Raw genomic sequence first — 23909 nt, forward strand, 5'->3', positions numbered from 1 at the left:
GCTTGACGCTTGTGATTTACTCGCGGTCAAAAGACGATCATGATGTCAAAAATCCGGCTTAACATCTGTTTACAATAACCAAACCCCTGTCAATTCAGATGCTTACAACTTGCTTCATGGTGGCATACGTCTTGCAACATCTGCTGCAGACGATTGTTGATCATGGAGAAAGCCGGGATGCCCAAAGACCAGGAAGCTGCAGAAGGTGCGGTTGCGCCTAACAGCAAAAAAAAGATCATCATAATTGTTGTTGTAGCACTGGTGCTGCTGTTGGGCGGCGTCGGTGCTTGGTTCATGTTTGCCGGCGGTGATGACAAGGACGCTGCCGAAAGCAAGGATGCAAAAACCCAGGAAGGCGGCAAGGATGCCGCGCCGGCACCTGTTGCGATGTACGTACCCCTGGACCCGCCGTTTATTGTCAATTTTTCTTCACCCGGGAAACGCATGCGTTTCCTGCAGTTGGCCATGCAGGTATCAACATTCAAGCAGCCGGTTGCTGACGCTGTGAATCTGCACATGCCCGCCATTCGCAATTCGCTGGTGTTGATCATAGGCAGCGAAACGCTGGAGTCACTTTCATCCATGGAGGGAAAGGAAGCGCTGCGGGTAAAAATTCACGAGGCGATAAACGCCATTGTCAAACAGCATACCGGGGAAGACGGTGTTGAATCCGTCTATTTCACCGGCTTTGTGATGCAGTAGGTTATCGCCATGCCAGCAGCAAGTGAAGTACTGTCACAAAATGAAATCGATGCGCTGTTGCATGGCATCGATGACAAGGATTTGCAGGCGGAAGCCGATGCTATTGTCGAGCAGGGCGGGATCAAGAACTATGATCTTGGTAACCAGGATCGCATTGTTCGTGGTCGAATGCCAACGCTGGAAATGCTCAATGAGCGGTTCGCCCGGTATTTCCGCATAAGCCTGTTCAATATGTTGCGCCGTACACCGCAAATTTCGGTCGGCGAAGTGCAGATGATCAAGTTCTCCGAATATGTGCACAGCCTTTATGTTCCGACAAATCTTAACCTGATCCGCGTCAAGCCGCTTCGCGGAACCGGGCTGATTATCATTGAGCCTCGCCTGGTGTTCATACTGGTGGACAACTTCTTCGGTGGAGATGGACGGTTTCACGCGAAGATAGAGGGGCGAGAATTCACGCCGACTGAAATGCGGGTGATTCGCATGATCCTGAACCAGGCGTTTGCCGATCTGAAGGAAGCCTGGATGCCGGTACTGGAAGTGGATTTCGAATACCTGAACTCGGAAGTCAATCCACAATTCGCCAATATCGTCAGTCCGAGTGAAGTGGTGGTCATGGCGAACTTCCATATAGAGCTGGACGGTGGTGGTGGTGATCTTCATGTGACCATGCCGTATTCGATGCTCGAGCCGATTCGGGAGCTGCTGGTTGCGGGTGTCCAGAGCGACCGGGCCGATGTGGATGACCGCTGGATAGCGGCGCTGCGCCACGAAATGAAAGCTGCCAAGGTTGAGCTCAGGGGGAACCTGGTGGAAACCGAAATTTCGCTACGCGACCTGCGCGGGATTCAGCCGGGTGATGTAATTCCTATTGATATCCCGGAGACGGTAACGGCGACCATAGAGGGCGTTCCCGTGTTCCAGTGCAAATACGGTGTCAGTGGCGGTTACGCGGCACTGAAAATCGTCGAACGTATTGAAAACGACGTGGTCAAGGCAGCTGCCAGCGCCAAGGCAGCAGCGCAGAATAAATCGTAAACGAGGATTACCGAGATGAGTGATCAAGGCATGGCTCAACACGATGTTGATGCATTGCTGAATGGCGATGTAACAAAAGAAAACAGGAAGAAATCCGGTGAAGTCAAAAAGGCGGATATGGAAAACCTCGTGGACGAGGCAGGGCAGGCTGAAGATGTGGATATTGAATCCATACTGGACATCCCTGTAACCATTTCGATGGAAATTGGCCATACGCTGATATCGATTCGCAACCTGTTGCAACTGAACCAGGGTTCCGTGGTCGAGCTGGATCGACTCGCCGGAGAGCCGATGGATGTCAAGGTTAACGGAACACTGATCGCCCACGGTGAAGTGGTAGTGGTTAATGAAAAATTCGGTATTCGCCTGACTGATGTTGTTACGGCGGCCGAACGCATTCGCAAGTTGCGCTAGGCAGTAACATGATAAAAACAGGAAGCAAGGCTGGCCTGATGGCGATTGCGCCGGTCTCGGTTTTGGCAGAGACGCCACTGAACAAGGCGGACACTATTGATACTGCCGGCAGTGTAATCAGTCTTGCGGTCGGCGTCCTGGTGGTTATTGTGGCCATATTCGTATTGGCCTGGCTGAGCCGCCGATTGCTGGGCGTCAGTTACGGAGGATCCTCCGGCCTGCGTATAGATGGCGGTCTTGCCCTCGGGTCGCGTGAAAAACTGGTCGTAGTTGAGGTTGAAGGCAGAAGGTTGTTGCTCGGCATGACGCCGGGATCAATCAATCTTGTTGCAGAACTGGAGTCTTCAACGCAGCCCGGTGATCATCCCGGCACCGATGCAGTTGCCGGCCGCACGCGGTTCAATGATTTGCTGGAAGTGCTGAAATGGAAAAAATAAGGCTTGCTGCAGCCTGCATGCTGTTGATACTGCCTGTGTTGCCGGTCGAGGCAAAGGACGGCATCGCTGCCCTGACCGTGAAACCGGCAACGGGCGGTGGCCAGGAATACAGCATCAACATCCAGGTGCTGCTGGCAATGACTGCACTGACCTTTGTTCCGGCTGCCATGATCATGATGACGTCATTCATGCGCATCATTATTGTTCTCGGGATACTGCGTCATGCCCTGGGCACGGCGCAGACACCGACAAACCAGATTCTGCTTGGACTGGCGTTTTTCATGACCCTGTTTATCATGGCGCCGGTGTTCAGCTCCGTTTATGACAACGCCCTCGAGCCGTACACGGAAAATCGCCTCAGCTTCAACAAGGCGCTGGAGCAGGCGGAAAAGCCATTGCGCGCCTTCATGTTGTCGCAGACCCGGCACAATGACCTGGCAATGTTCTCCGGTATGGCCGGCCTTGCCGAAGACGTGGAATTGGACAAGGTGCCATTCAGGGTAATTGTTCCGTCCTTTATTACCAGTGAGCTGAAAACCGCATTCCAGATCGGTTTCATTGTCTTTATACCGTTTCTCATAATCGATCTTGTTGTAGCGAGCGTGCTGATGTCCATGGGTATGATGATGTTGTCACCAATGATGATATCCCTTCCGTTCAAGATCATGTTGTTCGTGATGGTGGATGGCTGGACGCTGGTCATGGGAACCCTGGCCAACAGTTTCAATGCCTGAACGGGGGATACATGACAATACAGACAGTCATAATGATCGGACAACATGCCATTGAGATAATGGTTCTGTTGCTGAGTGTATTGTTGTTGCCGGCACTGGCCGTAGGTCTCCTGGTCAGCCTGTTCCAGGCAGCGACACAAATAAATGAAATGACCTTGAGTTTTATTCCCAAGTTGCTTGTGACCTTTGGTGTAATGGTGGTGGCGGGGCCCTGGATGTTGCGCCTGCTGGTGGATTACTTCACGCGCTTGCTCGGAAACATACCCGGGTTGATAGGCTGATATGGTTGTAACAGATGCCACGATTCACGAAATGATCAATGGATTCATGTTTCCATTGATGCGAATCTCGTCAGCGTTGATGGTATTGCCGCTATATGGCAACCGTATGCTGCCGGCACGAATTCGTATTGCCCTTGTGCTTGTGCTGGTCGCGGTCATTGCGCCGATGATCGAGGTTCCTGCGCATGGAGAGATCGGCAGCTGGCTTGGGGCAGGAATCATAGTCCAGGAAATTCTGGTCGGCCTGTTGATCGGTCTTGGTATTAATGTTGTGTTCTCGGCGATTATTCACGGTGCCCAGATTATTGCCATGCAGATGGGCCTGGGCTTTGCTTCAATGATTGACCCGGCCAATGGCATTAATGTGCCTGTACTCAGTCAATTCTATATCGTTCTGGCAACGCTGTTGTTCATGTCTACCAACGCGCACCTGGGCGTGTTGTCTGCGATTCTGGAAAGCTACAGGATTGTTCCAATCGGGAGTCTTGCGCTGGCCAATATCGGCATAACTGACATCGTCTATATTGGAAAAGTCATGCTAGAAATGGCAGTGCTTCTGGCATTGCCTATTGTTACCGCGTTGCTGATCATCAACCTGGCTTTTGGTGTGATGGCGCGTGCGGCACCGCAACTGAATATTTTTGCGGTCGGTTTTCCGTTGACCATGCTCGGCGGGTTCGTGCTCATGCTCATAACCCTGGAAGGCATGGTTTCCAGGATGACTTTGCTTGTTGTTGACGGCTGGCAACCACTGGTGGCCAGGCTGCTGGGAGCGGGTTAATGGCAGATACACCGGCACAGGAACGCACCGAACAGCCTACCCCCAAGCGTCTTGAGGACGCGCGCAAAAAGGGCCAGGTAGCACGTTCGCGGGAACTGACCATGACCATCGTATTACTGATGGCATCATCAATCTTTGTTGCCGGTGGACAATACTGGCGCGTCTCTTTTGAAAAGCTGTTCCAGTCTACGTTATCGCTTGACCGGAATGCCTTGCTTGCGGAAGACGCCATGACCAGCGCGTTGCTCGAAGGAGCCTGGCATGCCCTGGCCGTGGCTGCACCCCTGTTGCTGGCCCTGGTTGCTGCTGCAATCGGCTCTACCATGCTGGTAAGCGGCTGGTCATTTTCCATGCAAGCGCTGGCGCTCAAGTGGGAGCGCCTCAACCCGATCAAGGGGCTTGGCCGCGTATTCTCGGTAAAGGGCCTGGTTGAGTTGGTCAAGGCGGTATTGAAGTTCTTTGTGGTTCTGGCCGGGTCGGTACTGGCGATCTGGTTGTCTGCTGATCACTTGGCCGGCCTGACAAACATGCCGTTCGAACCGGCTCTTGCTTCATCGTTCACTATTGTCGGTGCTTCGTTCGTTTTGCTGAGTGCGTCCTTGCTTGTTATTGCTGCGGTAGACGTACCGTTCCAGTTGTGGAACCACCACAAGGAACTGCGTATGACCCGCCAGGAAATCAAGGACGAGATGAAGGAGACAGACGGAAATCCGGAAGTGAAAGGAAAGATTCGACGCCTGCAACAGGAAGTTGCCCAGCGCCGCATGATGGCGGAAGTACCCAAGGCAGATGTCATTATTACCAACCCGACGCATTACGCGGTTGCCCTCAAGTACAGCGAAACCGAAATGGGTGCCCCTGTTCTTGTAGCCAAGGGCGTCGATGCCGTGGCTGAAAGTATTCGACGTGTTGCCACCGAGCACGGTGTTGTCATGGTGTCGGCACCGCCACTGGCACGATCCATTTACTTCCATACCGAGCTTAACCAGATGATACCGGAAGGGTTGTATCTCGCGGTGGCCAGGGTTCTGGCCTATGTACACCAGGTACGCAACAAGGTTGCATCTCCGAAAAAGGCGGCAAACCTTATCAAGGATCTTCCGATTCCCGAGGAGCTCAGAAAATAATGGCCATGCAAGGAGTCGCAGGAAGAGTGTTATCCGGCAGTCATTTGGGCACGCCGATCATGCTGGTAACGCTGCTGGCCATGATGGTTCTGCCGTTGCCGGCAATCATGCTCGATGTGTTCTTTACCTTTAATATTGCGCTGGCCATTGTTGTTGTGCTGGCGGCGGTGTACAGCGAGCGCCCGCTGGATTTTGCTGCGTTTCCGACCGTGTTGTTGCTGGCAACATTGTTGCGTCTTGCTCTTAATATTGCGTCAACCCGGGTCGTGTTGCTGGAAGGGCATACCGGTACTGACGCGGCCGGCAAGGTGATCCAGGCATTTGGCGAATTCGTCGTTGGCGGCAATTATGCCGTTGGCCTTGTTGTATTCGGCGTGCTGGTGATTATTAACTTTGTGGTGGTCACCAAGGGTGCGGGCCGCGTGTCTGAGGTGTCGGCACGGTTTACCCTTGATGCCATGCCCGGCAAACAAATGGCGATTGATGCGGATCTTAATGCCGGGCTCATTAATCCAGACGAAGCCAGGGCGCGTCGCCTGGAGATATCCCAGGAAGCGGATTTCTACGGCTCCATGGATGGCGCATCAAAGTTTGTTCGTGGTGATGCTGTTGCCGGGATCCTGATCCTGTTTATTAATGTCATTGGCGGCCTGGCCATCGGCATGGCACAGCATGACTTGTCATTGTCGGAAGCGGTACAGTATTACACCTTGTTGACCATAGGTGATGGCCTGGTGGCGCAAGTACCCTCACTGGTACTGTCTACAGCCTCGGCAATCATGGTGACGCGTGTTTCGCAAAGCCAGGACATGGGCCAGCAGATTCTCAGTCAATTGTTTGCCGATCCACGTGCCCTGGCCGTCACGTCGGCAGTCATGGGCGGCATCGGCCTGATTCCGGGAATGCCCAACCTGGCTTTCCTTTTGCTGGCCACGGCAGCGGGTATCGGTGCCTGGTACATACATCAGCGCAGACAGGTGAAAGAGGAACCGGTTGTCGCAGACACAACCCAGGCGCCGCCGGTAGAACAGCGCGATCTCAACTGGGACGATGTCGAAACCGTGGATGTAATCGGTTTCGAAGTGGGTTACCGCATTATTCCGCTGGTGGACAAGAACCAGGGTGGGCAGCTGATGGCGCGTATCAAGGGTGTGCGCAAAAAGTTGTCACAGGAGCTGGGCTTCCTGGTGCCATCGGTGCATATCAAGGACAACCTCACCTTGCAGCCCAGCAGTTACCGAATCTCGATAATGGGCGCCATGGTGGCGGAAGCCGAACTGTATCCGGATCGTGACCTGGCCATCAATCCGGGCCAGGTATACGGACAGCTTGAAGGCATACCCGGCAAGGACCCCGCTTTTGGACTTGATGCTGTCTGGATTGATCCGGCTCAACGTGAACATGCGCAGACATTGGGATATACGGTTGTTGATTCCAGCACTGTCGCGGCAACCCATCTGAGCCAGTTAATCCAGCAGCACATATACGAAATCCTGTCTTATGAAGATGTTCAGCAGTTGCTGGACAAGCTCAAGGTATCGGCGCCAAAACTGGTTGAGGATCTTGTCAGCGATCGCCTGCCGTTGGGATTAATCCACAAGGTTCTTCAGGCATTGCTGCGCGAACGTATTCCCGTGCGCGATATGCGCACCATTACCGAAACTTTGGCAGAGCACAGCCTGCGTACCCAGGATGCCGAAATTCTGACGGCCGCCGTACGTGTGGCGCTTGGCCGGACCATAGTCCAGCAAATTGCCGGGCACAGGGATGATTTGCCGGTAATTACCCTTGATCCAATGCTGGAACAGTTATTGCAACAGGGTATGCAAGGCCAAAACGGTGACGGATTTGCGATGGAGCCCGGCCTGGCGGACCAACTGCTCAAGTCCATAGTTGATCAGGCCAACAGGCAGGAATCCCTGGGTCAGCCGGCAGTTTTACTGGTGTCGCCACAGCTACGTATGCCACTGGCGAGATTTATTCGTCACGCCTTGCCGGATGCATGGGTGCTTGCCTACAACGAGGTACCGGAGTCACGAGGTATCCAGGTTGTCGCCAGTGTTGGCGGGCAGGCTTGAGTATAACGGCGTTATGAATATCCAGTGTGTGAACCAATGCCTTTGAAGGCGCTGGAATCGAGGAACAGGCATGAGAATCAAACGTTACTTTGCGAGTACCATTCGCGAAGCCATTCAGAAAGTCCGGGCTGACCAGGGCCCTGATGCCGTTATCCTGTCCAATCGCAATGTAAAAGGCGGTGTTGAAATTGTGGCCGCCATCGACTTCGATGAGGTGTTGCTGGCAGACCCGGCCATGACTGCCGGAAGTAACCGCCAGGAACCTGGTCGTCAGCCGGTGAAACAGGTACCGGCAGCGGTGGCTGCACCGGCAAGACCTGTAAGCCAGCAGGAGTCCGCAAGCCCTTATCGCCGTCCGCGTATTTCACAACCGGAAACCGCACCTGCAAGCCCTGCTTCGGGCAAGAGCAAAACGCAAAAGCGTGAACATTCGCTGCCGGCACTGGAGAGTATGCAGGAAGAAATCCGTTCGCTTCGGGGCACGCTGGAATCACAAATGACCAGCCTGATCTGGAAAGACCAGGCGCGCCGTAACCCCGGGCAATCTGAATTACTGAGTCGCCTGTTAAAACTGGAGTTGAGTCCACGGCTGTGCCGCAAGGTAATCGACATCCTGCTGGAAAGATCAGGTATGGAAATGACCTGGCAGAATGCGTTGGCCGTGCTTGCGCACCTTGTTCGCGTTACTGACGATGACATTCTCACGCAGGGAGGCGTTGTCGCGCTAGTCGGCCCGACAGGAGTAGGCAAGACCACTACCATCGCCAAGCTGGCCGCCCGGTTCAGTGTGCGACACGGTTCCAGCCAGGTAGCACTGGTGACCATGGACAATTATCGGATCGGCGCCCAGGAGCAACTGCGATCCTATGCGAGAATGATGGACATTCCGTTTTATGTCGCCACCAGTGCGCATGAATTGCAGCAAGTGCTCAGGGAGCTTTCCCGAAAGAAGCTGGTGCTGATTGATACCGCGGGCATGAGCCAGCGTGATGTCAGGTTGGGCAAACAGCTGTCCATCATCAGCGAAGGTGCTGCGCGGGTCAAAACCTACCTGGTGCTGTCAGCGGCAACGCGCAAGCGCAGCATGATTGAATCCATCAAGGCGTTTGGCAAGACCCGGCTGACCGGCGCCATCCTCACCAAGATTGATGAGGTGGATCGCCTCGGTATTTCTCTCAGTGTGTTGATAGACCAGGTTCTGCCGCTTGCCTATGTCAGTGATGGACAACGTGTACCTGAAGACCTGGCTTCAGCCAAGGCGCACATGGTGATATCACGTGCTGTCACGCTGGCGAACCAGTCTGATTCCCAGCAATCCGGTATGGCGGTGGCATGAGGATGACAAGAGCTGCAAGACTGACGGCTTCCCAGCCGGACCAGGCGCAGAGCCTGAGAAACCTGTCCGCCAACGATCCGGTCAAGGTCATCGCGGTTGCCAGTGGCAAGGGCGGCGTTGGCAAAACCAATGTTTCCATCAATCTGGCATTGGCCCTGGCCGAGGCGGGGAAAAGGGTAATGATCCTGGACGCGGACATGGGGTTGGCCAATGTTGATGTGTTGTTGGGTATAAGCCCGATGTATAACCTGTCCCATGTACTGAATGGTGATTGTTCGCTCGATGACGTCATTGTTACCGGTCCGCGAGGAGTGCAGATTATTCCCGCGGCATCGGGTGTACGTCGCATGGCCGGCCTGGGTGCACAGGAAGTTGCAGGACTGGTAACCGGTTTCAATGAAATCGGCCACGGTGTTGACGTGTTGATTGTTGATATGCCTGCCGGCATTGCCGAGACCGTTACTACCTTGAGCCGCGCCTGCAACGAGGTGCTGGTGGTGGTGTGTGACGAACCGGCATCCATTACCGATGCCTATGCATTGATTAAGGTATTGAACAGGGATTTCGGTATTCGCCGGTTTCGTGTTCTTGCCAATATGGCTCACTCGCAACGCGAGGGGGCCGAGTTGTTTGCCAAGTTATCCCTGGTTGCAAATCGATTCCTTGATGTTTCTCTGGAATATGTCGGGTCCATTCCCAATGATGAATACGTCAGAAAGAGTGTTCAAAAACAGAAGGCTGTGATGGAAGCATATCCTGGCAGCCGGTCGTCACGTGCATTCAAGAAGCTGGGTGAAAGTGTCGATAAATGGCCGGTAGCAGAGTATCCGCAGGGTCATTTGCAATTCTTCTTTGAAAGGCTGATTGCAGGTCGTAGTGACCGGACGGAGGCAATAGCATGAGCCAGCTCGAAGCCTATGCAGCGACTGAGACGCGTAGTCAGAATGAGTTGATAGAAAAGTATGTACCGTTGGTGAAACGAATCGCGTATCACCTGGCCGGACGATTGCCGGCCAGTGTGCAGCCGGATGACCTGGTCCAGGCCGGACTGATAGGGCTGCTGGAAGCCTCGCGCAATTATGATCCTTCGCATGGCGCGAATTTTGAAACCTATGCGGGTATTCGTGCACGTGGTGCCATGATAGACGAGATTCGTCGCAGTGACTGGGCGCCACGAAGCGTGCATCGAAAGGTGCGCAGCGTGTCCGACGCCATGCAGCGCGTGGAAAGCCGTACGTTCAGGGATGCGCGTGATGCGGAGGTGGCAGAAGAGATGGGCGTCAGTCTTGACGAGTATTTCGAGATTGTCCGGGATATCAATGGCCACAAAGTTGTCGGTTTCGAGGATATCGGTATTGATAACGAGATACTGGATCACGGCATGTATGACAGTGCTGATGATCCGCAACAGCATCTGAATTCCCGGGATGTTCAGAATGCCGTTACCGAAGCCATCGCCGGTTTGCCGGAACGTGATCGACTGGTGATGTCCCTGTATTACGATGAAGAGCTGAATCTTCGTGAGATCGGTGAAGTTCTTGGCGTCGGTGAATCGAGAGTGTGTCAGATACATGGTCAGGCAATAGCCAGGTTGCGCAGCAGGCTGACCAGGGATGAATAAACAATCGGTGAAGCATGATGTCATTGTATTTATGGAATGTGTCTGGAGATAGTCATGGATAAAAACATGAAGATTCTTATAGTGGATGATTTTTCCACGATGAGAAGAATAGTCAGAAATTTACTCAATGAGCTGGGTTTCCAGAACATCGAAGAAGCTGACGATGGAGCGACAGCGTTGCCAAAATTGCGGAACGGAAACTTTGATTTTCTTGTGACCGACTGGAATATGCCGCAGATGCAGGGAATTGACTTGTTGCAGGAAGTGCGTGCTGACGCGAAGCTGGCAAACCTGCCGGTAATGATGGTAACAGCAGAGGCGAAGAAGGAGCAGATTGTGCGTGCCGCCCAGGCCGGGGTGAACGGTTATATTGTCAAACCGTTTACCGCGGAGACCCTGAGAGAAAAGATCACCAAGATCTTCGAGCGCATTGAATCAGGAGCTTGATCATGTATGAACAGGCAAATGTAAACGGTTTTGACATTGATCAGGCCAGGCAGCTGGTACAGAGTCTCGAAGCGGGCGACGTGGAGTCGGCAGAAAGCATTATGGACAGCATGACGCGTGTACGTGAAAGCGGGCTGTACCAGGAAATCGGCAAGCTGACACGCGAGTTGCACAATGCACTCAGATCATTTGAGCTTGATGATCGTATATCCGAGCTGGCGTCCGACGAAATACCGGACGCCAAGGCAAGACTGAGTCATGTTATCAACATGACTGACGAAGCGGCCAACAAGACACTCACTGCAGTTGAAGATGCGATGCCGGTTTGTGATGATCTGAAGAAGCAGGCTGAAGATATCGAGGAAGAGTGGATCAGGTTCATGCGTCGTGACATGGAAGCAGAGGACTTTCGTGGCCTGTGCAGGCGTTTATCCACTTTTATACCTGAAGTATCCGGAAGCAGCCAGAATATATCAGGTCACCTGTCTACCGTGCTTATGGCCCAGGAGTTCCAGGATCTTACCGGCCAGGTTATCCGCCGTGTCATTTCACTGGTAGGCGAGGTTGAGGATAACCTGGTCAATCTCGTCAGATTGTCAGGAAAGATGACGGGCAGCCTGGGTTCGGTCGACAAGGGCAAGGGCCTAGTCGAGGATTCTACCAAGGCAGAAGGTCCACAGATTCCCGGGGTCGACAAGGCCGAGGCGGTGCGTAGCCAGGATGAAGTGGATGACCTGCTGTCCAGCCTGGGCTTCTGATTTTGCCCGGTGAATCTTATGAGCAGGGACCCCGCTGACAAGGCCTTTGAAGAAATGTTGGCTGGCCTGGTCAGTGACGGCGGTCAGAAACAACACGGGATTGATGATGAACGATTTGAATCATTGTTGCATCGGTTCAAGGCGCTGGGAACGGCACCCATGGAGGCGAACTTGCCCGAGACTGGTCTGAAAAGTGATGCTGAGCCTGTCGTAGACGGCAGGCAAGAACCGGAATCCGGTATCAAGGATTGCTGGGAGCAGCGGTCCGGACCTTTTACCGATAACGAGTTCATGATGATTCAACGCTGGCAGGATGCTGGTTCGGGAACCGGCAAGCCACAGCTCCGGTTATCCGGAGAAAAGCCGGACACGCATGCCGGGCTCGATGATGCGTTGAAGAAATTCAACCAGGTGGTCAATTCGGTTGCAGATTATGATGCTACCGATGAATTGATCGACACTCTTGACCTGGCGGCATTGAATGTAAAGCTGTCCATGACCAGGGGCAATGATGACTGCTTTATGTTGTTTGGCAATATCAGCAATCCGCTGGCTGTCAGCGTGGCATCCATTGATCGTGTTGTCGATTCGGGAGAACCGTGTGAGCTGCCTGTTGCCATGAACTTGTCCGGTTTCTCGACATCAAGTCATCGTTATGCTGCTGTCCTGTCGGACGAAACAGGTGACGCAGTCATTCTAGTTCCATCATTGCCATCCATAGCAAGACTAAAATGCCATTTTTTTGATGGCCGCCTGCATGCGCACCCGTATATAAGGGGTCATGCCAAGGAAAGTGATGGCAGGCTGATCACTGTCCTTGGAGCATCAGCACTGATCAGGGATATACAACCCGATCCTTCAACCTGAACCGGGAATGCCCGCACATGGATTTGTTGAGTTTACTAGGCATTGTCTTTGGATTGGTGGCCATTCTTGGCGGCAATGCTCTTGAAGGCGGACATCTTGATTCGCTGGTGCAGCCCACTGCGTTACTGATCGTCTTCGGCGGTTCTCTGGGAGCAATATTGTTACAGACGCCGATGCCGGTATTTCGTCGCTCCGTCAGGATGCTGTCCTGGATTATATTTCCCCCGGCTGCCAATGATGAAAAGGTGCGCAAGCGCATACTGATGTGGGCCAATATTGCACGTCGGGAAGGCCTGCTGGGTCTTGAAACCATGGTTGAGGGTGAACGGGACGGATTTATGCAGCGTGGCCTGCAACTTCTTGTTGATGGTTCCGAGCCCGAGTCCATACGCAATATTCTCGAAATCGACAAGGGCGAAAAGGAAAATGCTGCACTCGAGGCGTCGAAGGTGTACGAATCCCTCGGCGGTTACAGCCCGACAATTGGCATCATCGGTGCAGTCATGGGACTGATCCATGTCATGGAGAATCTCGGAGACCCGTCAAAGCTGGGCGCCGGAATTGCTGTCGCCTTTGTTGCAACAATCTATGGCGTCGGCATGGCCAATCTTGTGTTTCTTCCGGTTGCCAACAAGTTGCGTTCGCTGGTGATGTTCCAGAGTCGCGTGCGCGATATGGCAACCGAGGGACTGGTCGCCATTTCGGAAGGCGAGAATCCGAGAAACGTTGATCTGCGCATGCAGGCATTTGCGCCGGAATAAGCTAACGATCAGGAATACGCTATGTCGAGACGACGCAAACAGGATCATCATGATAACACCGAGCGATGGATGGTTTCCTATGCGGATTTTATTACCCTGTTGTTCGCGTTCTTTGTTGTTATGTATGCCATATCGGCGGTGAACGAAGGCAAGTACAAGGTCTTGTCTGAATCGCTGGAATCGGCATTCGCGCCTCGCGACAAGCAACCGGTAAAGCCTGAAGACGGCAACCCGGAAACATCCAATTCCATTGTCGAGCCGCCAGAGAATACCCAGGTGGACCCGTCACCATTTGAGCTGAACCCGCATCCCCAGGGCGCTGCCACCGAAACCGGTCAGGAAGCTCTGGATAAAATGCAAAACCGTCTGACCCAGTCACTGGCGCCGTTGCTTGCTGATGATATGGTCAAGGTAAAAAAGGAAGAATTCTGGCTGGAAGTGGAGCTTAATGCCGAAATGCTGTTTGGCAGCGGTAGTGCAAAATTGCGTGAACAGGGTCAGAAGCCGTTGCTGAATATTGCCCGTATCGTCCAGTCGTATTCCAATGTTATTCGGGTTGAAGGATATACGGACAATATCGCAGTTAATTCTGTCGCCTATCCCACCAACTGGGAGCTTTCGGCGGCACGCTCTGCCAGCGTAATTCATTTGTTTGAGCGAGAGGGCGTGAACCCGTCCCGGCTATCGGTAGTTGGGTATGGAGAGTACCGGCCGGTTGCCAGCAATGATACGCCGGAGGGGCGTCGACAGAATCGCAAGGTCAAACTGATTATTGTTGCGGATGATGCACCGGAGTACGTGCTGGACCTGGTGCGCGGCAGGAAGCAGTAGTCATGCAGGTGTGGGCGATTGCCAACCAGAAAGGTGGAGTCGGCAAAACCACGACCACGGTATCGCTGGCGGGCTTGCTGGCTGCCCGCGGTAATCGTGTATTGATGCTCGACCTGGATCCCCATGGATCATTAACAGCCTATTTCGGACATGATCCTGATGCCATGGAACGTAGCGTATACAACCTGTTCCAGGCAGAAGCAGAAGGGCGACCGGAGCGGCCGCAATCTGTTATCAAGACCACGAAGGAAAGAAACCTGTACCTGTTGCCCGCGTCCAGCGCCATGGCCACGCTCGACAGGCAACTGGGGAATCGTGGCGGAATGGGGCTGGTGGTGCAAGGCAGCCTGAAGCAACTGGAAGAAAAAGTAGACTACGTGTTAGTCGATTGCCCGCCGGTTCTGGGCATCCTGTTAATCAATGCGGTGGCCGCCTGTGATCGCCTGGTGATCCCGGTGCAAACCGAGTTTCTTGCGCTCAAGGGCCTGGAGCGAATGCGCCATACCCTGACCATGGTTTGTCGATCAAAACACCTGGAGATCCCATCGCTGGTTGTGCCGACACTGTATGATCAGCGTACGCGTGCCTCGGTCGACAGTCTTTCCGCCTTGAGGGATACGTACGATGATGTCTGGCAAGGTGTGATCCCGGTGGATACCCGTTTCCGTGATCTCAGTCGAATTGGCAGTACCGGGGCGCCCTATGTTGCCCGTATGCGTGGTATGCAGGCCTATGCGCAATTGCTTGATGATCTGCTGGTGCAGTCCAGTGTGCAGTCACAGACAAGACAGGTGGCGAGCTGATGGATGGCCCGATTCATTCGTCCTCCCGGGCAGTCAGTTTGTATATTGATGAACTGTTGTTGTCGGCCACGGAGTCCGTGCATCATGTGCAGGCGTTTGATTGCCATGGCCTGTGTCTTGGGGTGTGGGCGGAACAGGTTGCAGCACTTGTCTATAATATAGATGCTGAAACAGAAGCAGCCTGGCGCGAGACCCGGGTGATGAAATTCGAGGGGCGACATTTAAGACTGCTGGATCCGGCGGAACTGGTATTTCCGCAGGATCAGCAACCTCCTGAAATAGCCGGGCGTATGGATACCTGCCTCGTCGTGCTGGCAGGGCATGAGCTCGCCTTATGGAGCCGACAACCACGTTATTTCCGTCAGCCGGAAAGCAGCCTGGTTTTCCGGACGCAACGTACGAGCCGAAACTGGCTCGAGGCGACCTGTTCGCAACCGGCATGCGCCGTTCTCGATACAGGGGTGGTGGCTGCATTTGCCGGCAGGTTCTGATCATGCTGTGTATGTCGCTTATCGTGCATGAAATTCCCTGAAGCTGCATGAACGGCGCCGATTGACGGATATTGTGCCGGCGCGCACCAAAAATCTGGCAGCAATATCAGCCGATATAATATAGTATAAGGACCCGGTTGGTCGTAACGGCGGAGCCGGGACTTTCCCCGTTAACCCCATTTGATTTTATAGACAGGTTTTTCATATCTGTGCCGAGCCGCGCCAGCCGGTTCCGCGCGGCGCAGTTGTATCGTGGTTTAGCAAGGTGAATTGAGAATAATATGGCAAAACGTATTTCAGTATTACTGGTCTGCCTGGTTGCGGCCTGGATCAGCAGCAGCACCGCCTGGGCGGGCAAAACCGAGGACTCCCTGCGGGCGACCGTCGAAAAAGGCCTTGGTGGTATGAAAATATCAAAGGTAAGCAAGACACCTGTCGCCGGAATCTATGAAATCCATGCCGGTGGTCGAATCATGTATTCGACAAATGACGGTCGCCACCTGTTTATTGGCAACCTGATTGACCTGGAAAAGCAGGTCAACCTGACGCGTGTGGCCCAGCAGGAAATTACCAAAAAACGTCTGGCCCAGGTGGATGAGTCCAGCATGCTGGTTATTGGTCCAAAAAATGCCAAGCATACGCTGACCGCGTTCACCGACGTGGATTGTGGCTATTGCGCCAAGTTGCACCTTGAAGTGCCGAAGCTCAACGAAGCCGGTATTCGAATGCGCTACCTGTTCTACCCGCGTGCCGGTATGGGTTCCGAGTCCTTTAACAAGGCCGTGGCGGTATGGTGCTCCAAGGATCGAGCCAAGGCGATTGGTGATGCCAAGGCACGCAAACCCATCGATATGAAGACCTGTGACAACCCGGTGACGGATCATTTGCGACTGGGGCAGGAACTGGGCCTGAATGGAACGCCCATGCTGGTTATGGAAGACGGCACTATTATCAACGGCTATCAGCCAGCATCGGAAATCATCAAGGCCTACCAGGCGATGTCAAAACAATAACCGTGAAACCGGTAATCGGCACCGGGCAAGGGAGCCTGCATGAAGCTGATCAGGAAAACTCTCACAGGCAGTCTTACCGGTCGGGCCATAAACCGGCGCACCGGTATGGGCCAGATGGAGAAACTCCTGGAGCTTCAGCAGCGCATGCAGATGCTGGAGCAGCAACTGCAATACAATGAAAAGGTCTGGAAAGGGTTTCGCTACATCGAGATCAGCCTGATCGGTACGCACGATCTTGCCGAGTTATTTGCAGTACTGCGTGATGCCGTGCGTGAATCATTTGATGGTATTGATGCGATCTCGGTCAGCTGTTTCGACGAGGATTTCCGCATGTTGAGAACGCTGGAAAATACCGGCGTTGCCGGTAATCCGGACTGCATATTCCAGCGCATATCCCCGGGCACACTGAACGAGTTGTTCTCGCGATTTGACAGGCCGGTACTTGGTTATTGTCGCGGCGACATCCAGTCAAAACTGTTTCCGCGCTTTAAGGGCAGGCTTGGTTCGGTAGCCATCGCGCCACTGGTTCTCAAGGACAGGATCATAGGCAGCTTTAACCAGGGCAGCATAGATCCCGAGCATTTTTCTGCTGATGTAGCCACCGATCTTCTGGATCATCTCTCCGCGGTGCTGGCGGTATGCCTGGCCAACACCATGGCTCATGAGCAGTTGCGTGAGGATGGCTTGACCGACCCGCTTACCGGCCTTTCCAATCGCCGGTTCTTCGAGCGACGACTGCAGGAAGAAATTGACCGCTGGCGTCGACATGGCAAACCGCTGTCCTGCCTGCTGGCGGACCTGGACTTTTTCAAACAAATTAACGACAAGCACGGCCATCAGGCTGGTGACATGGTGCTGCAGGAGGCTGCGCGTGAACTGGGTGCAGAATTGCGCGCCAGTGATGTGATTGCCCGGTTTGGCGGCGAGGAGTTCGTGCTGTTATTGCCGGATACGGATATTGAGGAAGCCATGGAAATTGCTGCGCGCCTGCGTTGCCGCATCGAGGCGCTGGACTGGACCGAAAAGGTAGCAAACCTCGATTCGGTGACATCATCGTTTGGAGTAGCCATATTGGAACCAGGTGGCGGTAACAATGCCATCGATCCTGGCCGCTGGTTGCTGCAACAGGCAGACAAGGCGTTGTACCGTGCCAAGGCAGAGGGGCGCAATCGTGTAATTTGCGCCTGAATTTACCGGGCCCTGGTGTCTGGACAGCGTTTTTTTGATACCTGCGTTCAGCCGGTTTTGTTATGTTCGGATAACAAAAAGAGGAGTTCGGGGAATGTCGAGTATGGCAAGCGTGTATGGTGCAAAGACCTGGAGAAGCTGTGTGCAGCTCGGCATGGCAGTTTTGTTGCTGGCCAGTTCGGGTTGCGCCACGATTCAGGGAGAGCCTGCGCCCTATGATCCGCTGGAGCGACTCAATCGAACCATGTTCGATTTCAATGATTCTGTGGACGAGTATGTGTTGAAGCCGGTAGCAACGGGCTACAAGGCGATTACGCCGGAGTTTGTTCGTAATCGTGTCGGGAATTTTTTCAGCAATCTGTTTGAGCCGACGATTATTATCAATGATCTGTTACAGGGAAAAATTGTCGCCGCTTTTGGCGACACCGGGCGATTTCTGATCAACACGACCATGGGTATTGGCGGGCTGTTTGATGTGGCGACACCCATGGGCTTCGTCAAGCACGAAGAAGATTTTGGTCAGACGCTGGGTGCGTGGGGTATTCCTGCCGGTCCATACCTGGTATTGCCATTCCTGGGGCCGAAGAATCTTCGTGATGGCGTTGGCTGGGCAGGTGACTGGGCAACCGGTGCCACCACCCATGTTGAGCCGTCATCGGCGGCTTGGGGGGCGTTTGCACTGGAAGTCGTGGATATTCGCGCCAGGATGCTGGGTACAAAAGACGTGTTGCAACAGGCCGCAGCAGGCGATCAATATATATTCGTACGTGAAGCCTATCGTCAACGACGCCTGAACCTGGTTCATGACGGTAATCCGCCGGCAGAAAACGGTGCCGCAGAAGACGAATTACTGTTCGGCAAATGATCATGTTTCGAGCTGCTACACAAAGTCTTGCCGGTGTTGTCGTGCTCTTTGCCGGCGTCACGTTGGGCAATGCTGCCTGGAAACCGGATATTTCCATTGATAGACCGGAACTGAAATTTGTCATGATTTCACGGTCGAGCGAACAAATGCAGGCCTTTTACGAAGGTCGGGGATTCCCGGCAGACAAGGCAAGGGAAGTTTCCTCGGCGTGTTTTCTTACTACCGGTGTAGATAATCTTACCCGGGATACCTTGTGGATGGATCTCTCGCAATGGGAATTTCGCGATCGCCACGGCAGGGTGCTGACGCATCGCGGACGGGACCAATGGAAACAACATTGGAAGCAACTTGGTCTCAAGCAGGCCCATATCAGCACGTTTAACTGGACAGTAATGCCGCAGGAGCGCGACCTGTTTCCTGATGAGCACATTGGCAGCAATATCACGCTGGTGCGTAGCGGGAACGACATGAACCCGGTCACCCTGACCGCACGGTTTCCGCTGGGCAAGGATAAATCCGGCGGACCGGTGATCGTCAAAGTGGAGAATATCCAATGCCTCGATTAATCAGGCTCACTGCGGTTTTGGTCGGATCGGCGCTGGCCATCATGGTGCTGCCGACGCCGACAATTGCTGCCGATTTGCCAACCGGGATTCGGGCCATGGATGGCAGGGTTGCACCGGATTTCAGCTTGAAGGATGTCGACGGAAATACCCAGCGCTTGTCCGCCTACCGGGGTCAGTGGGTCTTCCTGCATTTTTGGGCAAGCTGGTGCGGTCCCTGTCGCTTGGAAATGCCCAAGGTTGATGCCATTTCTGCAGAATTGACCAAAGTCGGCATGGTATTCCTGCTGGTGAATACCTCGGAACCGGAAGACGTGGTCTTCAGCTTCCTCGGTGATGCAGCACCCGACCTGACGTCGGCGTTGGACGCCGACGGCCTGGTCACCGAAACCTGGGACCCGCGGGGGTTGCCGGCCACATTTTTGGTCGATCCCGACGGAAAAATCCGCTACCAGGCGCTGGGTGGCCGACCCTGGGATGAACCCGGGTACCGGACATTTCTGAAGCGCCTGATCAAGTGAGTCGGCGCCTGCCCGGCGCCCTTGTCGACTGCCCGGGAATGCAAAAATTCCGGTCTATGTGCCGGATTTGGCTTTGTTTTTTTTCTCGAAGCTTGTACAATGCGCGCCCTTGGGCCGGGCTCCGGCCTGGATCTGGAACGTATTTTTAAGAGGAAGCGAATGGTCACAATTCGATTGGCTCGTGGTGGCGCTAAAAAAGCCCCGTTTTACCGCATCGTGGTAGCGGATAGCCGCCGTACCCCGCGTGCACGCAACATTGAACAGCTGGGTTTTTACAACCCGCGTGCGACCGGCAACGAAGAACAGCTGCGCCTGGATGTTGATCGTGCCAACTACTGGTTGGGCGTTGGCGCCAAGCCGTCAGAGACTGTTGCCAAGCTGCTGAAGCAAGCAGCGGCCTAACGGGGGCAAATGATCGGGCAGTCGACGTCCGAACCCCTGGTTCTGGGGAGGATTGTTGGACTGTTCGGTGTGCGCGGATGGGTCAGGATTTTTTCCGAAACCCGGCCGCGTGACGGAATTCTCGACTACAGCCCCTGGTTGATCGGACAAAACGGCAGCTGGCGGCAAGTCGAGGTAACAGCAGGGCAGGAACATGGCCACGGCCTGGTTGCCAAGCTGGATGGAATAGATGACCGCGATCAGGCAGCAAAGCTGATCGAGTACGAGATCGCCATTCATCGCGATCAATTGCCGGCACTTCCCGAAGGGGAGTATTACTGGTGGCAGCTGGAAGGGCTGCAAGTGATGAATCTGCAGGGCGAATCGCTCGGCGCCGTGGAACGGCTGATGGAAACCGGAGCCAACGATGTGTTGGTGGTCCAGGGCCAGGCGGAAGACGGTACCGGGGAAGAGCGCCTGATACCCTATGTGCCACAGGTGGTACAAAAGGTGGACCTCAAGGCCGGCACGATGACGGTCGATTGGGGCAAGGATTTTTAGGATGCTGATATGCGTGTAGAAATTATCAGCATCTTTCCTGAAATGTTTGACGCGGTGCGCCGCTACGGCATTACGGGACGGGCGGTAGAGAACGGGCTGCTGCAAATTGGCACCCGAAACCCGCGAGACTACACGCACGATCGCCATCGAACAGTGGATGATCGGCCATACGGCGGTGGACCAGGCATGGTAATGCTGGCAGAACCGCTGACGGCAGCAATTCGCGATGCTCGCAAGGCGTTGCCCGGGGCAAAGGTAATTTACCTGTCACCCCAGGGGACACCGCTGAACCACCAGGCGGTTTGCGAGTTATCCGGCCTGGCAGGGCTGATCCTGCTGGCCGGCCGCTACGAAGGCATTGATGAACGCATTATCGAAGCCGAGGTAGACGAGGAGTGGTCCATCGGTGACTACGTCCTGTCCGGCGGCGAACTACCGGCCATGGTGCTGATTGATGCGATGGCCAGGCAACTCCCCGGTGTGCTGGGGGATGAAAATTCGGCACAACAGGATTCATTTGTAGAGGGTCTTCTTGATTGTGGCCACTACACGCGACCGGAAGAATTTGAAGGTCGCCGGGTACCGGAAGTGCTGTTGTCGGGCAACCACGAGTTGATTCGGCAATGGCGACTAAAACAGGCGCTGGGCCGAACCTGGTTAAGGCGGCCGGAGCTACTTGAGCAGATCAGGTTAAACGATGAACAGCAGTCCCTGTTGAAAGCGTTTCAGCAGGAATACCGCGAAGAGATAACGTGTCGGGAGACAGAAGATGAGTAACGTAATCAAAGAAATTGAAGCCGCACAGATGGAGCGCAAGCTACCGGATTTCGCCCCGGGTGATACCGTTGCTGTGCATGTAAAGGTCAAGGAAGGCGATCGTGAACGTCTGCAGGTGTTCGAAGGCGTAGTCATCGCCCGTCGCAATAACGGCTTTAACTCCTCCTTTACTGTTCGCAAGATTTCCTACGGCGAAGGTGTTGAGCGTGTGTTCCCGGTATACAGCCCGATTGTTGCCCAGGTTGACGTCAAGCGTCGCGGTGCAGTGCGCCGTGCCAAGCTTTACTACCTGCGCGAACGTTCAGGCAAGTCTGCGCGTATCAAGGAAAAGCTGTAAATTTCCGGTCGAAGCAGTCATGCAAAAGCCCCGCATCGCGGGGCTTTTTTTGTTTTCTATTCCGGGGTAACTGCGGAGTTCAACAGTGGTTTTCACGGCACTGCCGCTCGTATTGAAGGAAAAATTTCGGTTATAGTACCGGCTTATGGCAATTAACTGGTCTGAAACGAGTGCGGCTGTCTGGCGGCAACAAAAACAGGTTCTGCGCCCGGTGATGGAGCTGGACCCGGTTGCGCTGGATGATCTCGTCGGCATTGATCGGCAGAAGGCAGAGTTGGTGAAAAATACGCAGCGCTTTGTGGCATCGAGGCCTGCCAACAATGCGTTGTTGTGGGGTGCGCGTGGTACCGGTAAGTCATCACTCATCAAGGCTGTGTTCAATGCCTACAGGGACCAGGGTCTGCGACTGATCGAGGTGTACAAGAATGATTTGCAACACTTGCCCGATATTGTAGATGAAATACGTAACTTGCCGCAGCGATTCGTGATTTACTGCGATGACTTTTCTTTTGAGCCTAATGAGCATTCCTACATTGCGCTGAAAACCATTCTTGAGGGCTCTATTGAAAAAACACCGGACAACGTGATTCTTTATGTAACCTCCAACCGGCGCCACCTGGTGCCGGAATCCATGGGTGATAACCTCGCATCCAGAGTTGGCGAACGGGAGATACATTATTCCGATGCCATTGAAGAGAAGATATCCCTGTCGGATCGATTCGGCTTGTGGCTGTCATTTTACCAGCCGAATATTGAAGAGTACCTGGCAATCGTCGACAGTTACTTTCCTCAGTACCCGGGCAGCAGGCAGGTGCTGCACGAGGCGGCGCTGGACTTTGCCCGCATACGCGCGTCGCGCAGTGGTCGTACCGCCAGGCAATTCTTTAATGCCTTTTTTGATGGATAATGATTGATAGACGCGCAGCGTGGCGAGCAAGGCAACAGCAAACCTCTGGTGGTTGAAGATTGCAGCATTCCGATCAGCTGTTTTCAGTGACACGGTGCAACTGGGGTAGCTGTCTTCAACTGCATTACCAGTGGTCCGTCCGTTTACGGCAAGTATGGCGGTATAGCTGACAGGGTTGACAGTAACGTGGTGCAACCTGCCCATGTCTTCAGCTATATTGTCAATCTTCTTGCTTCAGGGGGCGAGCAGTTCGTTGTCGTTTTTGGCCATCGTTGGTTTTAACGCTCTGGCAATGCGGCGTGCCAGCCATATCGTCCATGCCTTGTTATATTTTTGCCCGATTATACCGGCATTAATTCTTGATAGATCGAAAATACTATTTGATAGGCCATGTTCGTGCGGCTAAAAAACTGGTTTGTTAAATGCCTGACAGGTACTTGGTGCCACCATTTATACTGGTTTTGAATTCGATCAGAACCGAAAGATAAGGGTAACAGTACTCAGCGGTATACGCAGTTCGTCACCTGTAGCCGTGGCTTATTGTGACTGACCTAACAAATATAAGATGTAAAAATAAAGAAAGTTTGCTTTAATTTGGCAAGGTTTTTCGTCGGCAAGGAATTGAATAATGATGGAAATGGGAGTAGCGATATGAGGCGGGTATTGGGGTTGTGTGCAGTTGTTTCCTGGTGTTCTTGTTTTTCCGCGTATGCCCAGGAAACAGAGGTGTTTGGTTTTTGGTCAAAGGGGAGTTACCGCCTGGATGATCCGGTCGTGGGTCGGTCGACTTCGACCTGGTCTACCATACCTGACCCTGAGCTTGAGCAGCAGTCCTCAGACGCCACGTTGTTAGGTGCGGAATGGCGACTCGAGAAAGGTTGGCGTGCAGGGTTGGAAGTCCATCAGATGGCGCATAAATGGAAAGCGACACCGTTGAGTACAGATAGCGTAAAAACCAGGTTTATCCTTGTTACGGGCAAATACCCGTGGGCAATTACCCCGGGCTGGGACGTGTTCGCGAGTGCCGGGATCGGCTTTATACATGTTGATATGGGAGACAATGGTTTTTCCGATGAAGGTGAGGGGGCGGCTGTATTCGGCGGGCTTGGAACCCGGGCGTTTTTGCCTGAGACGAAGGCGGCCGTATTTGCTGAATGGCGGTATGTCAGGGTACCGGGCCTGGGCAGTGGCGATATGGAATATAATTTTTCCGGCCAAACCTTTCTTGTCGGACTCCAGTATCGCGTGCACTAAGCCGCTCCTCGGTTGGTTCGGGTCTGTACGCTAAA

The 23909-nt window shown here is 53.8% G+C and carries 30 protein-coding genes; all 30 read left to right on the forward strand.

Annotation, left to right across the window (positions count from 1 at the left end; all coding sequences use genetic code 11):
• The first annotated feature begins 177 nt into the window (after window positions 1-177).
• The 30 genes from OEZ10_07165 (at window position 178) to OEZ10_07310 (ending at window position 23874) form a co-directional block, all read left to right on the forward strand.
• Window positions 178-702, forward strand: coding sequence for a flagellar basal body-associated FliL family protein (locus tag OEZ10_07165; protein MDH5632759.1), 525 nt, complete (start codon window positions 178-180; stop codon window positions 700-702).
• Between the two features lie 9 nt (window positions 703-711).
• Window positions 712-1740: a flagellar motor switch protein FliM gene (fliM, locus tag OEZ10_07170; protein MDH5632760.1), complete on the forward strand. Its 1029-nt coding sequence runs from the start codon at window positions 712-714 to the stop codon at window positions 1738-1740.
• Between the two features lie 15 nt (window positions 1741-1755).
• The gene (fliN, locus tag OEZ10_07175; GenBank protein ID MDH5632761.1) at window positions 1756-2154 is read left to right on the forward strand and encodes a flagellar motor switch protein FliN; all 399 of its coding nucleotides are present in this window, start codon (window positions 1756-1758) and stop codon (window positions 2152-2154) included.
• 8 nt (window positions 2155-2162) lie between these two features.
• Entirely contained in the window at window positions 2163-2591 is a 429-nt protein-coding gene (gene fliO / locus OEZ10_07180) for a flagellar biosynthetic protein FliO (protein MDH5632762.1), read from the forward strand.
• Window positions 2579-3325 carry a flagellar type III secretion system pore protein FliP gene (gene fliP, locus OEZ10_07185; protein ID MDH5632763.1) on the forward strand — a complete coding sequence of 249 codons (747 nt, stop codon included), beginning with the start codon at window positions 2579-2581 and terminating at the stop codon, window positions 3323-3325. Before fliO ends, fliP begins: the two co-directional genes overlap by 13 nt.
• Window positions 3326-3336: 11 nt before the next feature.
• Entirely contained in the window at window positions 3337-3606 is a 270-nt protein-coding gene (fliQ, locus tag OEZ10_07190; protein ID MDH5632764.1) for a flagellar biosynthesis protein FliQ, read from the forward strand.
• Window position 3607: 1 nt separating this feature from the next.
• Window positions 3608-4387 (forward strand): flagellar biosynthetic protein FliR, encoded by a 780-nt coding sequence (gene fliR / locus OEZ10_07195; protein MDH5632765.1) that lies wholly within the window; start codon window positions 3608-3610, stop codon window positions 4385-4387.
• Entirely contained in the window at window positions 4387-5514 is a 1128-nt protein-coding gene (gene flhB / locus OEZ10_07200; protein MDH5632766.1) for a flagellar biosynthesis protein FlhB, read from the forward strand. The genes fliR and flhB overlap by 1 nt, the downstream gene beginning before the upstream one ends.
• A 5-nt stretch (window positions 5515-5519) precedes the next feature.
• On the forward strand, window positions 5520-7592 hold the full coding sequence (gene flhA, locus OEZ10_07205; protein ID MDH5632767.1) for a flagellar biosynthesis protein FlhA: 2073 nt from the start codon (window positions 5520-5522) through the stop codon (window positions 7590-7592).
• Window positions 7593-7662: 70 nt separating this feature from the next.
• Window positions 7663-8928: a flagellar biosynthesis protein FlhF gene (gene flhF, locus OEZ10_07210; GenBank protein ID MDH5632768.1), complete on the forward strand. Its 1266-nt coding sequence runs from the start codon at window positions 7663-7665 to the stop codon at window positions 8926-8928.
• 53 nt (window positions 8929-8981) lie between these two features.
• On the forward strand, window positions 8982-9830 hold the full coding sequence (locus OEZ10_07215; protein ID MDH5632769.1) for a MinD/ParA family protein: 849 nt from the start codon (window positions 8982-8984) through the stop codon (window positions 9828-9830).
• Window positions 9827-10549, forward strand: a complete 723-nt coding sequence (locus OEZ10_07220; protein ID MDH5632770.1) for an RNA polymerase sigma factor FliA — start codon at window positions 9827-9829, stop codon at window positions 10547-10549. Before OEZ10_07215 ends, OEZ10_07220 begins: the two co-directional genes overlap by 4 nt.
• Before the next feature lie 54 nt (window positions 10550-10603).
• Window positions 10604-10996: a chemotaxis response regulator CheY gene (gene cheY, locus OEZ10_07225; protein MDH5632771.1), complete on the forward strand. Its 393-nt coding sequence runs from the start codon at window positions 10604-10606 to the stop codon at window positions 10994-10996.
• A 2-nt stretch (window positions 10997-10998) separates the two neighbouring features.
• Window positions 10999-11754 carry a protein phosphatase CheZ gene (locus OEZ10_07230; GenBank protein MDH5632772.1) on the forward strand — a complete coding sequence of 252 codons (756 nt, stop codon included), beginning with the start codon at window positions 10999-11001 and terminating at the stop codon, window positions 11752-11754.
• 18 nt (window positions 11755-11772) lie between these two features.
• On the forward strand, window positions 11773-12621 hold the full coding sequence (locus OEZ10_07235) for a hypothetical protein (protein ID MDH5632773.1): 849 nt from the start codon (window positions 11773-11775) through the stop codon (window positions 12619-12621).
• 17 nt (window positions 12622-12638) lie between these two features.
• Window positions 12639-13382 carry a flagellar motor protein gene (locus OEZ10_07240; protein ID MDH5632774.1) on the forward strand — a complete coding sequence of 248 codons (744 nt, stop codon included), beginning with the start codon at window positions 12639-12641 and terminating at the stop codon, window positions 13380-13382.
• Window positions 13383-13403: 21 nt separating this feature from the next.
• Complete coding sequence (motD, locus tag OEZ10_07245; protein ID MDH5632775.1) at window positions 13404-14213, forward strand: flagellar motor protein MotD; 810 nt, start codon at window positions 13404-13406, stop codon at window positions 14211-14213.
• 2 nt (window positions 14214-14215) lie between these two features.
• On the forward strand, window positions 14216-15016 hold the full coding sequence (locus tag OEZ10_07250) for a ParA family protein (protein MDH5632776.1): 801 nt from the start codon (window positions 14216-14218) through the stop codon (window positions 15014-15016).
• Window positions 15016-15507 (forward strand): hypothetical protein, encoded by a 492-nt coding sequence (locus OEZ10_07255; protein ID MDH5632777.1) that lies wholly within the window; start codon window positions 15016-15018, stop codon window positions 15505-15507. Before OEZ10_07250 ends, OEZ10_07255 begins: the two co-directional genes overlap by 1 nt.
• A gap of 281 nt (window positions 15508-15788) precedes the next feature.
• Window positions 15789-16520, forward strand: a complete 732-nt coding sequence (locus OEZ10_07260) for a DsbC family protein (GenBank protein ID MDH5632778.1) — start codon at window positions 15789-15791, stop codon at window positions 16518-16520.
• Window positions 16521-16559: 39 nt separating this feature from the next.
• Window positions 16560-17708, forward strand: coding sequence for a DUF484 family protein (locus tag OEZ10_07265; protein ID MDH5632779.1), 1149 nt, complete (start codon window positions 16560-16562; stop codon window positions 17706-17708).
• A gap of 94 nt (window positions 17709-17802) precedes the next feature.
• Window positions 17803-18573, forward strand: a complete 771-nt coding sequence (locus tag OEZ10_07270) for a VacJ family lipoprotein (protein MDH5632780.1) — start codon at window positions 17803-17805, stop codon at window positions 18571-18573.
• A gap of 2 nt (window positions 18574-18575) precedes the next feature.
• Window positions 18576-19139: a hypothetical protein gene (locus OEZ10_07275; GenBank protein ID MDH5632781.1), complete on the forward strand. Its 564-nt coding sequence runs from the start codon at window positions 18576-18578 to the stop codon at window positions 19137-19139.
• Window positions 19127-19657, forward strand: a complete 531-nt coding sequence (locus OEZ10_07280) for a TlpA family protein disulfide reductase (GenBank protein MDH5632782.1) — start codon at window positions 19127-19129, stop codon at window positions 19655-19657. Before OEZ10_07275 ends, OEZ10_07280 begins: the two co-directional genes overlap by 13 nt.
• A 159-nt stretch (window positions 19658-19816) precedes the next feature.
• Window positions 19817-20059, forward strand: coding sequence for a 30S ribosomal protein S16 (rpsP, locus tag OEZ10_07285; protein MDH5632783.1), 243 nt, complete (start codon window positions 19817-19819; stop codon window positions 20057-20059).
• Window positions 20060-20068: 9 nt separating this feature from the next.
• Window positions 20069-20599, forward strand: coding sequence for a ribosome maturation factor RimM (rimM, locus tag OEZ10_07290; protein ID MDH5632784.1), 531 nt, complete (start codon window positions 20069-20071; stop codon window positions 20597-20599).
• Window positions 20600-20608: 9 nt separating this feature from the next.
• Window positions 20609-21376 carry a tRNA (guanosine(37)-N1)-methyltransferase TrmD gene (gene trmD / locus OEZ10_07295; GenBank protein ID MDH5632785.1) on the forward strand — a complete coding sequence of 256 codons (768 nt, stop codon included), beginning with the start codon at window positions 20609-20611 and terminating at the stop codon, window positions 21374-21376.
• Window positions 21369-21713, forward strand: coding sequence for a 50S ribosomal protein L19 (gene rplS / locus OEZ10_07300; protein MDH5632786.1), 345 nt, complete (start codon window positions 21369-21371; stop codon window positions 21711-21713). The genes trmD and rplS overlap by 8 nt, the downstream gene beginning before the upstream one ends.
• Window positions 21714-21864: 151 nt before the next feature.
• The gene (locus OEZ10_07305) at window positions 21865-22620 is read left to right on the forward strand and encodes an ATP-binding protein (protein ID MDH5632787.1); all 756 of its coding nucleotides are present in this window, start codon (window positions 21865-21867) and stop codon (window positions 22618-22620) included.
• Window positions 22621-23271: 651 nt separating this feature from the next.
• Window positions 23272-23874 carry a porin family protein gene (locus OEZ10_07310; GenBank protein MDH5632788.1) on the forward strand — a complete coding sequence of 201 codons (603 nt, stop codon included), beginning with the start codon at window positions 23272-23274 and terminating at the stop codon, window positions 23872-23874.
• Window positions 23875-23909 lie beyond the last annotated feature (35 nt).

The organism is Gammaproteobacteria bacterium, assembly GCA_029880545.1.
In the GTDB taxonomy this organism is placed as follows: domain Bacteria; phylum Pseudomonadota; class Gammaproteobacteria; order Acidiferrobacterales; family SZUA-150; genus JAOUOD01.

What these genes read in the sequence shown, in the direction of transcription:
- rpsP (MDH5632783.1), top strand. Translation starts at nt 19,817, where the DNA reads ATGGTCACAATTCGATTGGCTCGTGGTGGCGCTAAAAAAGCCCCGTTT.
- fliP (MDH5632763.1), top strand. Translation starts at nt 2,579, where the DNA reads ATGGAAAAAATAAGGCTTGCTGCAGCCTGCATGCTGTTGATACTGCCT.
- OEZ10_07250 (MDH5632776.1), top strand. Translation starts at nt 14,216, where the DNA reads ATGCAGGTGTGGGCGATTGCCAACCAGAAAGGTGGAGTCGGCAAAACC.
- OEZ10_07275 (MDH5632781.1), top strand. Translation starts at nt 18,576, where the DNA reads ATGTTTCGAGCTGCTACACAAAGTCTTGCCGGTGTTGTCGTGCTCTTT.
- fliQ (MDH5632764.1), top strand. Translation starts at nt 3,337, where the DNA reads ATGACAATACAGACAGTCATAATGATCGGACAACATGCCATTGAGATA.
- OEZ10_07220 (MDH5632770.1), top strand. Translation starts at nt 9,827, where the DNA reads ATGAGCCAGCTCGAAGCCTATGCAGCGACTGAGACGCGTAGTCAGAAT.
- fliN (MDH5632761.1), top strand. Translation starts at nt 1,756, where the DNA reads ATGAGTGATCAAGGCATGGCTCAACACGATGTTGATGCATTGCTGAAT.
- motD (MDH5632775.1), top strand. Translation starts at nt 13,404, where the DNA reads ATGTCGAGACGACGCAAACAGGATCATCATGATAACACCGAGCGATGG.
- OEZ10_07240 (MDH5632774.1), top strand. Translation starts at nt 12,639, where the DNA reads ATGGATTTGTTGAGTTTACTAGGCATTGTCTTTGGATTGGTGGCCATT.
- flhA (MDH5632767.1), top strand. Translation starts at nt 5,520, where the DNA reads ATGCAAGGAGTCGCAGGAAGAGTGTTATCCGGCAGTCATTTGGGCACG.
- OEZ10_07255 (MDH5632777.1), top strand. Translation starts at nt 15,016, where the DNA reads ATGGATGGCCCGATTCATTCGTCCTCCCGGGCAGTCAGTTTGTATATT.
- fliR (MDH5632765.1), top strand. Translation starts at nt 3,608, where the DNA reads ATGGTTGTAACAGATGCCACGATTCACGAAATGATCAATGGATTCATG.
- trmD (MDH5632785.1), top strand. Translation starts at nt 20,609, where the DNA reads ATGCGTGTAGAAATTATCAGCATCTTTCCTGAAATGTTTGACGCGGTG.
- rplS (MDH5632786.1), top strand. Translation starts at nt 21,369, where the DNA reads ATGAGTAACGTAATCAAAGAAATTGAAGCCGCACAGATGGAGCGCAAG.
- fliM (MDH5632760.1), top strand. Translation starts at nt 712, where the DNA reads ATGCCAGCAGCAAGTGAAGTACTGTCACAAAATGAAATCGATGCGCTG.
- OEZ10_07260 (MDH5632778.1), top strand. Translation starts at nt 15,789, where the DNA reads ATGGCAAAACGTATTTCAGTATTACTGGTCTGCCTGGTTGCGGCCTGG.
- fliO (MDH5632762.1), top strand. Translation starts at nt 2,163, where the DNA reads ATGATAAAAACAGGAAGCAAGGCTGGCCTGATGGCGATTGCGCCGGTC.
- OEZ10_07230 (MDH5632772.1), top strand. Translation starts at nt 10,999, where the DNA reads ATGTATGAACAGGCAAATGTAAACGGTTTTGACATTGATCAGGCCAGG.
- OEZ10_07235 (MDH5632773.1), top strand. Translation starts at nt 11,773, where the DNA reads ATGAGCAGGGACCCCGCTGACAAGGCCTTTGAAGAAATGTTGGCTGGC.
- OEZ10_07265 (MDH5632779.1), top strand. Translation starts at nt 16,560, where the DNA reads ATGAAGCTGATCAGGAAAACTCTCACAGGCAGTCTTACCGGTCGGGCC.
- OEZ10_07280 (MDH5632782.1), top strand. Translation starts at nt 19,127, where the DNA reads ATGCCTCGATTAATCAGGCTCACTGCGGTTTTGGTCGGATCGGCGCTG.
- rimM (MDH5632784.1), top strand. Translation starts at nt 20,069, where the DNA reads ATGATCGGGCAGTCGACGTCCGAACCCCTGGTTCTGGGGAGGATTGTT.
- cheY (MDH5632771.1), top strand. Translation starts at nt 10,604, where the DNA reads ATGGATAAAAACATGAAGATTCTTATAGTGGATGATTTTTCCACGATG.
- flhB (MDH5632766.1), top strand. Translation starts at nt 4,387, where the DNA reads ATGGCAGATACACCGGCACAGGAACGCACCGAACAGCCTACCCCCAAG.
- OEZ10_07270 (MDH5632780.1), top strand. Translation starts at nt 17,803, where the DNA reads ATGTCGAGTATGGCAAGCGTGTATGGTGCAAAGACCTGGAGAAGCTGT.
- OEZ10_07310 (MDH5632788.1), top strand. Translation starts at nt 23,272, where the DNA reads ATGAGGCGGGTATTGGGGTTGTGTGCAGTTGTTTCCTGGTGTTCTTGT.
- OEZ10_07165 (MDH5632759.1), top strand. Translation starts at nt 178, where the DNA reads ATGCCCAAAGACCAGGAAGCTGCAGAAGGTGCGGTTGCGCCTAACAGC.
- flhF (MDH5632768.1), top strand. Translation starts at nt 7,663, where the DNA reads ATGAGAATCAAACGTTACTTTGCGAGTACCATTCGCGAAGCCATTCAG.